The sequence below is a fragment of the Enterobacter sp. SCRI0065 genome (assembly GCF_059766475.1).
In genome coordinates this window covers 1-14,787 of sequence record NZ_JCBAJB010000003.1, presented here as the reverse complement: position 1 = coordinate 14,787, position 14,787 = coordinate 1, and the positions used below count along the sequence as shown (strand labels likewise).

13 protein-coding genes are annotated in these 14,787 nt (G+C 52.2%); 5 read left to right on the top strand and 8 right to left on the bottom strand.

Translation table 11 applies throughout. The features are described 5' to 3' along the window. Positions 1–27: 27 nt before the first annotated feature. From AC6EMZ_RS10145 to AC6EMZ_RS10125, 5 genes are all read right to left on the bottom strand, one after another. Positions 28–1,155, bottom strand: coding sequence for an oligogalacturonate lyase family protein (locus tag AC6EMZ_RS10145; RefSeq protein WP_498402337.1), 1,128 nt, complete (start codon positions 1,153–1,155; stop codon positions 28–30). A 66-nt stretch (positions 1,156–1,221) separates the two neighbouring features. Further along, positions 1,222–2,508 carry an ABC transporter substrate-binding protein gene (locus AC6EMZ_RS10140; RefSeq protein ID WP_498402336.1) on the bottom strand — a complete coding sequence of 429 codons (1,287 nt, stop codon included), beginning with the start codon at positions 2,506–2,508 and terminating at the stop codon, positions 1,222–1,224. Between the two features lie 14 nt (positions 2,509–2,522). Then, complete coding sequence (locus tag AC6EMZ_RS10135; RefSeq protein WP_498402335.1) at positions 2,523–3,650, bottom strand: ABC transporter ATP-binding protein; 1,128 nt, start codon at positions 3,648–3,650, stop codon at positions 2,523–2,525. A gap of 12 nt (positions 3,651–3,662) precedes the next feature. After that, positions 3,663–4,565, bottom strand: a complete 903-nt coding sequence (locus AC6EMZ_RS10130) for a carbohydrate ABC transporter permease (RefSeq protein ID WP_498402334.1) — start codon at positions 4,563–4,565, stop codon at positions 3,663–3,665. Beyond that, positions 4,558–5,448 carry a carbohydrate ABC transporter permease gene (locus AC6EMZ_RS10125; protein WP_498402333.1) on the bottom strand — a complete coding sequence of 297 codons (891 nt, stop codon included), beginning with the start codon at positions 5,446–5,448 and terminating at the stop codon, positions 4,558–4,560. The genes AC6EMZ_RS10130 and AC6EMZ_RS10125 overlap by 8 nt, the downstream gene beginning before the upstream one ends. Positions 5,449–5,996: 548 nt before the next feature. Here AC6EMZ_RS10125 and wzz(fepE) point away from each other — a divergent pair. Beyond that, positions 5,997–7,121 carry an LPS O-antigen length regulator Wzz(fepE) gene (gene wzz(fepE) / locus AC6EMZ_RS10120; RefSeq protein WP_498402332.1) on the top strand — a complete coding sequence of 375 codons (1,125 nt, stop codon included), beginning with the start codon at positions 5,997–5,999 and terminating at the stop codon, positions 7,119–7,121. A 44-nt stretch (positions 7,122–7,165) separates the two neighbouring features. On the opposite strand, the gene AC6EMZ_RS10115 is transcribed toward wzz(fepE), so the two are convergent. Beyond that, positions 7,166–7,489: a cupin domain-containing protein gene (locus AC6EMZ_RS10115; protein ID WP_498402331.1), complete on the bottom strand. Its 324-nt coding sequence runs from the start codon at positions 7,487–7,489 to the stop codon at positions 7,166–7,168. 133 nt (positions 7,490–7,622) lie between these two features. Here AC6EMZ_RS10115 and AC6EMZ_RS10110 point away from each other — a divergent pair, with 133 nt between their 5' ends. Continuing rightward, complete coding sequence (locus tag AC6EMZ_RS10110; protein ID WP_498402330.1) at positions 7,623–8,315, top strand: aspartate/glutamate racemase; 693 nt, start codon at positions 7,623–7,625, stop codon at positions 8,313–8,315. On the opposite strand, the gene AC6EMZ_RS10105 is transcribed toward AC6EMZ_RS10110, so the two are convergent. Beyond that, positions 8,302–9,228 carry a LysR family transcriptional regulator gene (locus tag AC6EMZ_RS10105; protein ID WP_498402329.1) on the bottom strand — a complete coding sequence of 309 codons (927 nt, stop codon included), beginning with the start codon at positions 9,226–9,228 and terminating at the stop codon, positions 8,302–8,304. The two genes, AC6EMZ_RS10110 and AC6EMZ_RS10105, sit on opposite strands and share 14 nt — an antisense overlap. 124 nt (positions 9,229–9,352) lie before the next feature. Between AC6EMZ_RS10105 and lysA the strand changes: the two genes are divergently transcribed. Next, the gene (gene lysA / locus AC6EMZ_RS10100; RefSeq protein ID WP_498402328.1) at positions 9,353–10,615 is read left to right on the top strand and encodes a diaminopimelate decarboxylase; all 1,263 of its coding nucleotides are present in this window, start codon (positions 9,353–9,355) and stop codon (positions 10,613–10,615) included. Here the strand turns inward: lysA and AC6EMZ_RS10095 are convergent. Further along, a complete protein-coding gene (locus AC6EMZ_RS10095; RefSeq protein WP_498402327.1) occupies positions 10,607–11,623 on the bottom strand; it encodes a LacI family DNA-binding transcriptional regulator in 1,017 nt (338 codons plus the stop codon). The two genes, lysA and AC6EMZ_RS10095, sit on opposite strands and share 9 nt — an antisense overlap. Before the next feature lie 299 nt (positions 11,624–11,922). On the opposite strand from AC6EMZ_RS10095, the gene AC6EMZ_RS10090 reads away from it, so the two are divergent. Both AC6EMZ_RS10090 and AC6EMZ_RS10085 read left to right on the top strand, forming a co-directional pair. Beyond that, entirely contained in the window at positions 11,923–13,260 is a 1,338-nt protein-coding gene (locus AC6EMZ_RS10090) for a PTS sugar transporter subunit IIC (RefSeq protein WP_498402326.1), read from the top strand. A gap of 7 nt (positions 13,261–13,267) precedes the next feature. Continuing rightward, a complete protein-coding gene (locus AC6EMZ_RS10085; protein WP_498402325.1) occupies positions 13,268–14,701 on the top strand; it encodes a glycoside hydrolase family 1 protein in 1,434 nt (477 codons plus the stop codon). Positions 14,702–14,787 lie beyond the last annotated feature (86 nt).

Below are 14,787 nucleotides of genomic sequence, written 5' to 3'. Positions count from 1 at the left end.
CGGTAGCGAAGCGCCACCGGGCTTTCTTCACACCTGCGCAAGATAGAGCGCAGGCATTCCTTCTTCATCGGACGTATACAGTACCCATTGGTTATCCGGCGAAAACGACGGATGTGGATGGGTTACCTGGCGGTCGCCGTCCAGCACTTTCCAGCTGGTGTTATGCTGGCAAATCGCTTTTTGCGTTCCTTTCGCAATATCAAATACCCAGATAAACGGATCGTTGAGGCTGATATCGCCAGTGTTATGCGGCGAGCCGTCACCCACGATCAGCGTGCCATCAGCATTACTCATCAGGTGCGAACAGGGCGGGATCGCCATCAGTTGGCGGTTTTCGAGCGTTTGCGGGTAAGCACTAAACAGATAGCGTTGCGGATCGTTTTCTTTATGCGCCACGTAATACAGCGCGGAACCATCCGGCACCCAGAATTCATGGGTAAAGCTCTCCCCTGATGCATGCTGGCGTACCTTACGCAGATTGCTACCATCTGGATTAATAAGCCACATACGAGCATCAATGGCATCGCGTGGGCCTTCGTGGCAAAACGCGACCGTGTCGTCATCAAAGGGACGATATATAGGGTGCCCCAGCCAGCGCTTTTCTTGCAAAATCACGCTCTGCTTGCCGGTGCGTAAATCAATATTTATCAGGCGGCATTCCGGGTTGGTGAAGTAAAACGCGCGGAATTTGCTCCAGTCGGTGAGCGGCTGCCAGTCGCTTTTTTTGATTTCGATACCGACCAGTTTTGTACAATCGGTATTTGCCACCCAGGTTCCGTATGCGACCCACTCGTCATCGACCTCATACACCACCTGCTCTTCAACGCTTTCAAGGTCGACACGCCGGAGTTCTCGGTTGTTTTTCACATACCAAAGGGATTTATCGTCATCCGATAAAAAACCACCAAAAGTATTGTCGCCTGCCCCCTCGGTAAGTTGGGTAGCGTGTTGCTGATTTATATCCAGCAGATAGTAATTCCAGTGTCCCTCGAACGCGCCGCCAAAGAGGATTTTGCTGCCGTCACGGGTAAAGCATTTTTGATAGAAATAGTTGCGGTGACAAACGATGTGCGGGGGCGTCATCCGTATCACCTCGTGTCCGGTTTTTGGGTCCTGACGCGTGCGAAAATTCAGCGGGATGATTTTGCCTTTCATGGGGGATTCTCCAGATAAAAAAATACCCTGCCACCGGAGTGGCAGGGTACGGATAGAGCATGAGGATTAACGCATTGCGCGTTTCAGGATACGTTCAGCCTGGCGCTGGAAATCCGTTGCGGTTTCTTCCACGGTTTTCTGGCCGTAGTCGATGTACTGCAAAGACGTGCCGAACTGTGCCACGATCTGCGGATCGTCAAAGTATGGCGATACTGAGAGTTTGGCCGGCAGCGACTGAGCCAGGCGTAAACCCGAGACGGCCGGATCGTTTTCTTTGATTTTGCCGTCTTCGGTCAGGAATTTAACCGCAGCTTTGCTCAGTGGAACGCCACGTTCCAGGCCCAGCGTATCGACACCTTCTTTGCTGTTAAGCAGGAAGTTGATGACCTTGGCAGCCGCTTCTGGATTTTTGGTGGTTTTACCAATCGAGAGCATTTGCGCAGGTTTGAAGAACAGACCCGCATCGGTCGCGCCTGGAATCATTGGGTAGCTACCCAGCTCCAGTTTTGCTGGTGGCTTCAGGTTATCGGAATACTTATTGATGGTGGAGTTCCACATATACGTGCCGCCCCATTCGCCCTGGATCCACGGCTTCATTTCATACATGTTGCTTTTGCCGAACGACGCGTAGTACTTGGTATCAGGCATCACGTGGCTATCGACCAGATTTTTATAAGTCTGGAAGAACTCGACCCACTGCTCTTTGCTGTAAGAGAATTTCTTCGCCTTTTCATCAACCGCAGGAATGTTGTACTTCTGGATCATATAGGAGTTCAGCAGCGCCAGCGTATCCTGGTGCTCCAGTACCACCGGATAATACTGCTTGCCCAGTTTGCTTTCGAAGGCTTTACCTGCGGCCATCAGCTCATCCCAGGTTTTCGGGTATTCAACGCCCGCTTTCTTCCAGGTCTCGTCGTTAAAATAGAAGACGCGAGCGGTCACGGAGATAGGGATCCCGTTCAGCTTGCCGTTAACCGTAGTGGACTGCAGTTCTTTTGGATCGAACTGGGAAAGGTCGATCACATCCTTCATTTTGTTCAGATCGTAGAAGCCGTCGCCATTTTTAGAGAAAATGGGCAACCAGTTCCAGTTGGTCTGCATCACGTCCGGCTCAGTGCCGCCAGCAATCTGCGTCGTCAGACGGGAGAGGTGACCATCCCAGCCGGTGTATTCCGCTTTGACGGTGATATCCGGATGCTGTTTGTGGAACTCTTCTAACGCTTTCAGCGTCACCTGATGGCGGCCATTGCCCCCCCACCAGGACATACGTAATTCAACATCTTGTGCCATCGATGGCAGCGCGGTAAGGCCCAGGGTAGCGGAGATTGCTGCGCTTAAAAGCACTTTTTTCATTTTTATAACTCCAGTTAGATTGAGATGTTCAGTTCAGTCTTTGCGTCAAAAATATGACATTTATTCATATCAAACTTAAAATACACCTGACGATGAAGGCCTTTATCAATCATAGGCTTAGCTTCATCAGAAGGAATTCGGGCCGTTAATTCGTAATCTGCCACTTTCAGGTACATAAAGAATTCGTGACCCATGTTCTCAACGCGCACCAGCTCACCGCTACAGCTCCCTTCTGCGAAAGGTTCATCGGCTACTGAGACGAATTCAGGGCGAATGCCATAGAAGACGTCTTGCGCCTGATGATTGACCACTTTTTCATGCAGCGTTTCGCTCAGCGGCATCGTTTCGCTGCCAATGCTCAGCGCCAGGCGACCATTCTGATCGACCAGTCGGGTGGCGCGAATATTCATTTCCGGCGCGCCGATAAACCCGGCCACGAACATGTTTTTGGGTTTGTGGTAGAGGTTGTCCGGGGTATCCACCTGCATGATATGGCCAAGCTTCATCACGCAGATGCGATCGCCCATGGTCATGGCTTCGGTCTGGTCGTGCGTGACGTACACGGTGGTGGCCGGTTTACCGGATTTCTTCAGCTGCTTGTGCAAGTCCGAAATACGGATGCGCATGGACGCGCGCAGCTTGGCATCGAGGTTAGACAGCGGTTCATCGAACAGGAACACGTCTGGCTTTTTCACAATCGCACGGCCAACCGCCACGCGCTGTGCCTGGCCGCCAGAGAGCTGGCGTGGCAGCCTGTCCAGCAGTTCGTCCAGTTCGAGAATTTTCGCAGCTTCGTTCACCTGAGCCTCAATTTGCGCTTTCGGCATTTTGCTCAGCTTGAGGCCGAAGGCCAGGTTTTCACGTACCGTCATGTGCGGGTAAAGCGCGTAGTTCTGGAACACCATCGCAATCCCACGCTCTTTTGGCGCGAGGTTGTTCACGATTTTGTCACCGATGCGCACTTCGCCACCGCTGATGGTTTCAAGCCCTGCCAGCATACGCAGGGTGGTGGATTTGGCGCAGCCGGATGGACCGACGATCACCATAAATTCCCCTTCAGCGATTTTAAGGTCGATAGCATGTACCGCTTTGAAGCCGTTGGAGTAAACCTTTTCCAGTTTGTTGAAAATCACTTCAGCCATGATATTTCCCTCTTAACCTTTAATTCCGCTGCTGGTTACGCCCTGTACGAAGTAGCGCTGTGCCAGGAAGAAGACAATGATAGATGGCAGAATGGAGATGCTCGCCATTGCCAGAATTTCGTTCCACGGCGCACCTTCGGTGACGTCGATGGACATTTTCAGAGCCAGTGCAATCGGGTATTTATCCACGCTGTAGACATAAATCAGCGGCCCGATGAAGTCGTTCATTGACCACATGAACTGGAACAATGCGACGGAGATAATGGCCGGTTTCAGAATCGGCACCACCACGTACCACAGCACCTGAATGGAGTTACACCCGTCGATTTGCGCCGCTTCTTCCATGTCACGCGGCACGCCACGCAGGAACTGAATCAACATAAAGACGAAGAACCCTTGCGTCGCGAACGCCAGCGGCAGGTACAGCGGCATATAGCTGTTCAGCATGCCCATTTCGCGGAACATCAGGTACTGAGGAATCAGCAGTACAGTGCTCGGCAGCAGCATGGTGGTGATGAGCGTGGCGAACCAGAATTTCTTCCACGGGATTTCGAAGCGGGCAAAGCCGTACGCCACGATGGTGGAAGAGATAATGGTCAGAATCACTTTCGGGATCACATACTTGAAAGTATTCAGCATGTAATGACCAAAGTTGTATTCCGTGCCGGTTTTCCAGCCATTCACAAAGCCATCCCAGGTGGCGTTTGCAGGCCACAGGCTCAGGGTGGTGAAGATCTCGTGGTTCGGTTTGAACGATGCCGAGAACATCCACACCAGCGGGTAAAGCATCAGCAGGCCAACAAACAGCAAGACCACGTAGCGAATGCTGGCGTTGATTTTTTCTTTGCGCAGGGTCCGCGCCACTTCACGTTCCGCGATGCTTCTCGCCGTGGACATTTGTTGAATATCAGCCATTTTTGCCTCCCTTATCGGCGGAGTAGAACACCCAGTATTTCGATGACTTGAAGGCAATAGCGGCAAAGACAGCGACTACCAGGAACAGGATCCAGGCCAGTGCGGCGCCGTAACCCATGTCAAAGTACTTGAATGCGGTGTCGTAGATATAGAGTGAGAACAGGTAGGTAGAGTAGGTCGGTCCCCCACCGGTGATGACATACGGTCCGGTAAATTCCTGGAACGCCTGGGTGGTCTGCATAATAAAGTTAAAGAAGATGACCGGCGTAATCAGCGGCACGGTGACTTTCGTAAACATCTGCCATTTAGAGGCACCGTCGATCATCGCGGCTTCGTACTGGGATTGCGGCACGTTTTGCAGCGCGGCCAGGAAGATAACCATCGCCGAGCCAAACTGCCAGACGCGCAGCAGCGTAACGGACATCAATGCCAACGACGGCTCGCCCAGCCAGTTCACCGGGTCGAAACCTAACACACCAATAAAGCTGTTCAGCAGGCCGTCGATCGCGAACAACGCCCGCCACAGCACGGCAATTGCAACAGAGCTGCCGAGGATCGAGGGAATATAATAAGCCGTACGGAAGAATCCAATTCCGCGTAATTTAAAGTTAAGAACAAATGCAATGCCCAGTGCAAATGCGAGTTTTAACGGAATCGTTAAAAATACATATGCAAAGGTTACGCCCATGGATTTCCAGAAGAGGGTATCTTCGGTAAACATGTAGCGATAGTTTTCGATGCCGTTAAACACCGGTGGGCTCATCAAATCGTAATCAGTAAAACTGAGGAAGAAAGATGAGACAAAGGGGAACGCGGTAAAGAGTATCAACCCGATTATATAGGGTGATATCCACGCTAGCCCCAGCATTTTGTTTTCATTCATACATACCTACCTGGCAATCAATGGTTTAAAACGGAATCTGCTTTGTAACGACTTCTCATGCTGTGAAGCATCGACACATGAGGGTCAGTATTCATGACGACACGTATGAGCGTGGCTTCCTTTAACTTTGTTTCATAACGCTTTTTGTGGACTATGCTAGGCGAACCTTGTTTGGGTTTCAAAACATACGAACCGCCGTTCTTGATTTGTAAAACGTCGTTTTAATTTATTTTATTGCGATTTGTTTCTGAGTCATTCGGTAAATGATGGAAATGTGATCGCGGTCGAAACGCTGTTTCAATAAGGTGAAGTGGCTGGCACTTTTGCCTTTTTGAAAAGGGGAAAGGAGCGGGGACGATGTGGCGGTATGAACAGAAGTGTCACTTTGACAGAATTTACGTGGTTTTAAACATTCACTACCAATTCTCGTAGTAAATTTAAGTTTTGTGTCAATAACGCATTCAGATGATTCTTAGTTTCTTGTATCATCATCTTCCCTAAGCCTATTAGGCAGGATTTCACTGCACCTTCATAAAAGAAGAACGAGTATGTCAGCGATGGATTTCAAGAAGAACACGGATCTGGATTTTGCCAGTTATGTCCCTCAGGTAGCCGCGAATAAAGAGATAGACCTCCTCGGACTGATTGACGTTCTGTTAGCCGCTAAAAAACGCATCATTGCCATTGTCTTTGTTTTTGCCGTTGTCGGCGCAGCGATATCTTTCCTGCTACCGCAAAAGTGGACCAGTAAAGCGGTCGTGACTCCAGCTGAGCAAACGCAGTGGAGCGAGGTCCAGCAAATGCTGGTTGCGTTGCAGGTGCTTGATGTGGACGTCAGCGTCAAACGTGGCGAAATCTTCAATCTCTTTATCAAAAAGTTTCAGTCGCAGTCGTTGCTTGAAGACTATATAAAATCGTCGCCCTACGTAATGGAGCAGCTACAGGGAGCGGATGTTGACCCACTTGATCTGCACCGCGCGGTGGTGAGCATTGCTGAAAAAATGAAAGCGGTGGACAATTCTGCGGCGAAGGATGCGGATAAAGCGCCTTATACGTCCTGGACGTTGAGCTTTACCGCGCCAACGGCGAAAGATGCTCAGGTCGTGCTAAACGGCTATATCGCCTACATTTCTGCCATTGTTGAAAAAGAGACCATGCTGAACATTCGTAACGTGCTGGCGTTGAAAACGCGCATGGAGAAAGAGCGCCTGGACCTGGATCGCGTCCGTTTGACCACCATCCATAACACTAACCTTCAGCGGCTGAACTACTCCCTGGAAGTGGCGAATGCCGCGGGTATCAAAAAGCCGGTCTACAGTAATGGGCAAGCGGTAAAAGACGATCCTGATTATTCCGTGGCGCTGGGGGCAGATGGTATTGCGCAGAAGCTGGCCATTGAGAAATCCCTGAAAGACGTAGCGGAACTGAATGCTGATTTCCAGAACCGCGAGTATCACCTTGCGCAACTGCAAAAGCTCTCTATCGATGACGTGAATTTCGAGCCGTTTAAATACCAGCTGTCACCGTCAATTCCGGTGAAAAAAGACGGCCCGGGCAAAGCCCTGATCGTTATTCTTGCCGCGCTGTTAGGCGGGATTTTTGCCTGCGCAAGCGTACTGTTGCGCGAGGCGATGCTGTCCCGTTTGCCGTTGCCGGAACCGGTAACGCAATAAGCGGTTTAGATAAAAAAGGGCGCTGTTCAAAAGCGCCCTTTTTGTTACTTCAGGAAATCTTCTCGTACCGGCGTAAAGGTATCCAGCAGCGTACCGGGCTTCAGGCACACGCAGCCGTGCATGATATGCGGCTCTTTATAAAGCGTATCGCCGGCGGTCACTACGTGCTTTTGATCGCCGATGGTGAACTCAAACTCACCCGATAACACGTAGGTCAGCTGTTCATGCGGATGGTTGTGCATAGGACCTATCGCCCCCTGCTCAAAATTCACTTCTACCGCCATCATCTTACCGTCGTGCGCCAGAATGCGACGCGTCACGCCATTGCCCAGATCCTCAAGCGTGGTCTCTTTATGGAAAATAAACATATCGGTGTCCTGTTATAGAGTAAAACATCGTTTCATTTAATTTATATCACTACGGATTAAAAGGAAACGCTAAGCCAAATAACTGGAAACAGGATCACAAGTTTGCTTCACTGGAGAAAACACAGGAGGAAAAATGAAAACGATTGGCCTGTTAGGTGGAATGAGCTGGGAATCAACGATTCCTTATTATCGTTTAATTAATGAGGGCGTAAAACAGCGTCTGGGCGGCCTGCACTCGGCGAGCCTTATCTTGCACAGCGTGGATTTTCATGAAATCGAAGCGTATCAGGCAAGTGGCGAGTGGGATAAAGCAGGCGAAATGCTGGCTCAGGCAGCGGTTGGGCTGGAACGTGCCGGGGCCGAAGGTATCGTGCTGTGTACCAACACCATGCACAAAGTGGCGTCACATATTGAAGCACGCTGCTCGCTACCCTTTTTGCACATTGCCGATGCGACAGGGCGGGCGATAACGAACTCCGGCATGAAACGTGTCGCGTTGCTCGGTACCCGCTATACCATGGAACAGGATTTCTATCGTGGCAGATTGCGCTCGCCGTTTGATATTGAGTGCATTGTGCCGGAAGAAGCCGACCGGGTGCGCATCAACCAGATTATCTTTGAAGAGCTGTGTCTGGGGACGTTTAGCGATGCCTCACGTCAGTATTATCTCAGTGTGATGGATAAACTGGCGAAGCAGGGCGCGGAGGGGGTGATCTTTGGCTGTACCGAGATTGGACTGTTGGTGCCCGCCGACGAAAGCCCGATTCCGGTGTTCGATACCACCGCGATCCATGCGGCGGACGCGGTGGAGTTTATGCTGTCCTGAGCTGTTCCGGTAAGCGCTGTGCGACAAGGGTCGCGTGTTGAATAAGATGCGCCGAAAAGGCCTCGACCAGTGCGGATACCGGGCGATGAAGCGGGCGAATCAGGCTTACGGTAAACGGGACTGAAACGCTGAAACGGCGGAGCACAATTCCGCTGGCGGCATAATCCAGCGCCGTGAGCGGATTAACCACTGCGATGCCTGCTCCCGCGCGAACCATGGCGCAAATCGATGCCGCGCTGTGCGTCTCCACCACCATTCGTCGTTTCACCTGATGTTCGGTAAACAGAGTATCCAGCAGGTGCCGATAACTGTCCGTTTGCGACAGGCTAATGTAGTTCTCACCATGAAAATCGGCAGGCTCTAGCACGCTTTTGTTGGCAAGCGGGTGTCCAACAGGTAATACACAAACCTCATCTAATGAGAGTAACTCGGTGCGTTCCGTCCCCGCTGGCGTGGCAAGGGTTTCGGTCAGCCCTAAATCGTGACGCTGCGCCGAGAGCCACTCTTCAAGCAACGGCGATTCTTGCGGCACGATGGTGAGATTTACATCCGGGTAGCGAGCAAGAAAAGGCTGTAGCAGCTGAGGCAGGAATGACTGCGAGAATACCGGAAGACAGACGATCGACAGCTCGCCCTGGCGAAATTCCCGCAGGCTTTCTGCTGCGCTGACGATGCGATCGAGGCCATACCAGGAACGCTGAACTTCCTCGAAAAGACGCAAGCCCTGCACCGTAGGATGAAGTCTGCCGCGCGCGCGTTCAAACAGCTTTAAACCTAATACCTTTTCAAAGCGTGCCAGCTCGCGGCTGACCGTTGGCTGCGAGGTATGCAGCATCTGCGCGGCTTCGGTCAAATTTCCGGCGGTCATCACTGCGTGAAAAATCTCAATATGGCGTAAGTTTACAGCGGGCATCGGGCGGACCTGTGTGAGTCGAGTATCCATATCATTTTTGCATAGAGTCTCGATAAAACGATATTTTTTATTCTCTTCGCGCTGTGGCGTAATCATAAAAAAATGAATGCACCTGGAGAACACCATGCCACGCCCGCTCAACAGTACCGATACCGCACTGAACGCTGAAAACTTACTGCGCCTGCCGGCTGAATTTGGTTGCCCGGTATGGGTCTATGACGCGGAGATCGTGCGTGAAAAGATTGCGGCGCTACATCAGTTTGACGTGGTGCGCTTTGCACAAAAGGCGTGCTCCAATATCCATATCCTGCGCCTGATGCGCGAGCAGGGCGTGAAGGTTGATTCTGTTTCGCTTGGTGAAATCGAACGCGCGCTGGCGGCGGGCTACGATCCTAAAGCTGACGGCGATGCGATTGTCTTCACCGCTGACCTGATCGACAGCGCCACGCTGGCGCGCGTACATGAACTGCAGATCCCGGTAAATGCGGGTTCTGTGGATATGCTGGAACAGCTTGGACAAGTCTCGCCGGGGCATCGCGTATGGTTGCGCGTGAATCCGGGATTTGGCCATGGTCACAGTCAAAAAACCAATACCGGCGGTGAAAACAGCAAGCACGGCATCTGGTATGCCGATCTGCCTGCCGCGCTGGAGGTATTGCAGCGCTATAACCTGACGTTGGTGGGTATTCATATGCACATTGGTTCCGGCGTCGATTACGCACATCTTGAACAAGTGTGTGGCGCGATGGTGCGTCAGGTTGTGGACTTTGGTCAGGATCTGGAAGCTATCTCTGCGGGCGGCGGTTTGTCGATCCCTTACCGCGAAGGCGAAGAAGCGATCGATACCGATCACTATTACGGCCTGTGGAGCGCGGCGCGTGACAAAATTGCCGCACATCTCGGGTACGCGGTGAAACTGGAAATCGAACCAGGCCGTTTTCTGGTGGCTGAATCCGGCGTGCTGGTGGCGCAGGTGCGCAGCGTGAAGGCGATGGGCAGTCGTCACTTTGTGTTGATCGACGCGGGCTTTAACGATCTGATGCGCCCGTCCATGTACGGCAGTTACCATCATATTTCCGCGTTGGCGGGTGATGGCCGCGATTTAACGCAGGCTCCGCTGGTGGATACCGTAGTGGCAGGGCCGCTGTGTGAATCGGGCGATGTGTTTACGCAACAGGAGGGCGGGAAAGTTGAAACCCGCGCACTGCCAGCGGTTCAACCGGGTGACTATCTGGTGCTGCACGATACCGGTGCTTACGGGGCGTCGATGTCTTCTAACTACAATAGTCGTCCGCTGCTGCCAGAAGTGTTGTTTGAACATGGCGTGGCGCGACTGATTCGCCGCCGCCAGACCATTCAGGAATTGCTCTCGCTCGAGCTATTTTGAGTTGAAATACGGACCTGTCGTGACCGAATCGCGCAGTACCAGCGTGCCGGTAAATGGCGGGATCGTCTCGACCGGCTGGTTGTTTGCCAGCCGGATCGCCTGATCGATAGCGGTCACTATCATGTTATCGATTGGCAGGTAGACGGACGACAGCGCTGGCTCAAGCCATTTCGCACTGGGCGCGTCGTCAAAGCCGAACAATGAGATGTCCTGCGGAATACGTAATCCTGCCTGATGTAAAGCCTTTGAAGCGCCCAGCGCCATGTCATCGTTACAGGCAAACAGTGCGCTGAAAGGCGTCTTTTCGTTGAGCAACTCCTGACACAGTTCATATCCCCGCGTCATACCCGCATCGCCATATTTTACCCGGCGATCGTCCCAGACGATTCCGTGTTTTTCCAGCGCCTTGCGATAGCCCATCAATCGCGCTTTTCCGGTTGGTGTGTGAATCGGTACGGTGATACAGGCGATCTCTCGATGGCCCTGGCTTATCAAATAATCGACGGCTTTAAATGCTGCATCCTGCTGTTCAAAGAAAACGCAGCGGTCCGCCGCCTGGCTGACCTCACGGTTGATCACCACCAGCGGCGTTTGCACGCTGTGAATAAGCTTCATGATCGCTTTCTCGCTCATGTAGCGCGTGTAAAGCACGATGGCGTCGCATTTACGATCCGCGAGCATCTGCACCGCTTGCTCTTCTTGCTCGGGGGCGTCGTGGCCGTCGGTCACGATCAACTGTTTGCCGTGCGTTTCTGTCTGGCGCGATGCCTGTTGCAGCAGGCGGCCAAAGTAAAAACCGTCGAACGTTGAGACGACCAGCCCAATGCTGTTGCTGGTCTGGTTTGCCAGTGACTGTGCGAGAAAGTTCGGACGATAGCCCAGCTCTTCCATCGCTTTAAACACTTGTTGACGCGTGCTTTCTTTTACCTGACCTGTGCCGTTCAGCACGCGTGAAACGGTGGCCTTCGACACACCCGCGCGTAATGAGACATCCAGCATTGTTGCCATTAGAGATTCCTGCTTCCACGTAATGTCGGGCAGTTTATCACAGACCCATCGGCGCATAAGCGGAGCGGGGAGGGGAAAACCCCCATCAGGATCACGCTTTTTGGCAACGGTGACTGCGTCAGCATAAAACAGGGGAAGTGGTATGCCAAAATGGTGATAAATCATGATTTGGGATACCTGTGGTCGCGTTGAGAGCTTAATCACAGAACCCCAGGCGGTTGAAAGCTATTTTTGGTATGCCAATAGTATCCGGCTGTACACCTTATTCTATAAAAGCCCTTTTACTGAGGTATTACCCTATGGCATTACAGGAAAAACTGATCAATTCGCTGGGCAGTTTCGCCACCACATTCAATAGCTATCGCTACATCATGGCGATTAAGTCTGCCTTCATAACCTTAATGCCGGTCATCATCGTTGGGGCATTTTCGGTTTTGATCTCCAATATGGTGCTGGATCCTAAAAACGGTTTGGCGAGCTTTGAGTCGCTCTCGTTTTTAGCCTCACTTAAGCCCATCACCAGTGCACTTAACTACGCCACGCTGAACTTCCTGAACATCGGCGCGGTATTTTTAATCGGTATTGAGCTGGGACGCATTAACGGTATTAAATCGCTGTTTCCCGGCCTGCTGGCGGTGATTTGCTTTATTTGCGTCACGCCGACTACCGTTGAAATGCTGGTAGATGGCGAAATGCACGTGGTGAAGGACGTCCTGTTGCGTCAGTTCTCCGATACCCGCAGCCTGTTCCTCGGCATGTTTATCGCAATTTTATCCGTTGAGGTTTACTGCTGGCTGGAGAATCGCAAAGGGCTGAAAATCAAAATGCCGGATACTGTGCCGCCCAATGTGGCCGCATCGTTCTCAGCGCTGATCCCCGCGATCATAACGACTACCGCCATTGCGACACTGGGTTTTGTCTTCCATCAGCTCACGGGTATGTATCTCTATGATGCGGTTTATCAAGTGGTGCAACAGCCGCTTGAGCGCGTGGTGCAAAGCCTGCCGGGTATTCTGCTGCTGATGTTTGTGGCGCAGCTTTTCTGGGTTATCGGTATTCACGGTAACCAGATGATCAAACCGATCCGTGAGCCGCTGCTGCTGGGCGCGATCACCGTCAATATGAGCGCGTTTGAACAGGGAAAAGAGATCCCGAATATTATCACCATGCCGTTTTGGGATGTGTATATGAGCATCGGCGGGTCGGGGCTGACCATTGGCCTGCTGATCGCGGTCATGATTGGCACCAAGCGTAAAGAGATGCGTGAGATTGCCAAACTGTCGATTGGTCCGGGGCTTTTCAATATCAACGAGCCGGTTATCTTCGGTATGCCAATCATGCTGAACCCCATTCTGGCGATCCCGTTCATTATTACGCCGCTGGTAACCGGCTCGATAGGTTACTTCGCCACGGTAACGGGTTTTGCCGGTAAGGCCGTGGTGATGGTGCCGTGGACCACGCCGCCGCTGATTAATGCCTGGCTCTCCACCGCAGGATCGATGGGCGCGGTCATCACGCAATTTATCTGTATCGTCACTGCTGTTCTTATCTATCTACCGTTTGTGAGAATCGCTTCACGCCGTGCGGAACAAGCGGCATTACTGGCGCAAAGCCAGCAGTCGACCAATAACGCATGAGGATGCTATGAGCCAAAAACGGATCACCATACCGCAGGATTTTATTCTGGGCGCGGCGGCATCAGCCTGGCAGACAGAAGGCTGGAGCGGGAAGAAAGAGGGCCAGGACTCGTGGATCGATCTCTGGTACAAAAACGATCGCCATGTCTGGCACAACGGCTATGGCCCTGCGGTGGCGACCGACTTCGTCAACCGCTTCCGTGAAGACGTCGCGCTGATGAAACAGGCTGGGCTAACGCATTATCGTACCTCCATCAACTGGTCGCGTTTCCTGACCGACTATGAAAACGCGACCGTCGATGAGGAATACGCTGCCTACTACGATGCGCTGTTTGACGAAATGCATCGCCAGGGCATTGAGCCGATGATCTGCCTGGAGCATTACGAGCTGCCGGGTGTGCTGCTGGAAACCTACGGCGGCTGGGGGTCAAAGCACGTTGTTGAGCTTTTTGTCCGCTATGCAGAGAAAGTTTTCGAACGTTACCACGCCAAAGTCACGCGCTGGTTCACCTTCAATGAGCCGATTGTAGTGCAAACCCGCGTTTATCTTGACGCGCTGCGCTGGCCGTACGAGCAGAACACTGGCAAATGGATGCAGTGGAATCACCATAAGGTGCTGGCGACGGCGAAAGTGGTGAAGCATTTTCACGATAAAGGCTATCGGGGTACGGTGGGTTGTATTCTGAATCCAGAGGTCACTTATCCACGTTCGCAGGCTCCGCACGACGTGCGCGCAGCGGAAATTTACGACTTGTTCTATAACCGCGTGTTTCTCGATCCGTTGGTGCATGGGTGTTACCCACAGGAACTCTTTACGCTGCTGGATCAACATGGCGTCGCATGGGAGTACAGCGCAGAAGAGTTGGCGCTAATCGCTGACAATCCCGTCGATGAGCTGGGGATTAACCTTTATTATCCGCATCGCGTTAAAGCGCCGTCACGGGCCTGGCATCCTGAGACGCCTTTCCATCCTGCCTATTACTATGAGCCGTTTGAGCTGCCGGGACGCAAGATGAACAGCTCGCGCGGTTGGGAGATCTATCCGCGCATCATTTACGACATGGCGATGCGGATTAAAAACGACTATCGCAATATTCCATGGTTTGTGGCGGAAAGCGGGATGGGTGTGGAAAACGAAAGCCAGTTCAGAAATCACGACGGCATCATTGAGGACACTTACCGGATTAACTTCATTAGCGAACACCTCTATTACACGCTGCTGGCGCGTGAGGAGGGGGCGAACTGCCACGGCTATATGTTATGGGCGTTTACCGATAACGTCTCGCCGATGAACGCGTTCAAAAATCGCTATGGCCTGATTGAAATCGACCTTGCTGACAACCGCGCCCGTAAGGCGAAAAAGTCGGCCTCGTGGTTCAGGCAGTTACGTGACGAGCGCGCGCTGACGCTGACGCTGACGATAGATGATGAATGGAAATAGGCTAAATCAACGCGGGTTCTGGTAAAATAGCGTACAAACTGGTCGGGAGGATGCCCGGCTTGAGCATCAACTCATAGTCAGTACAG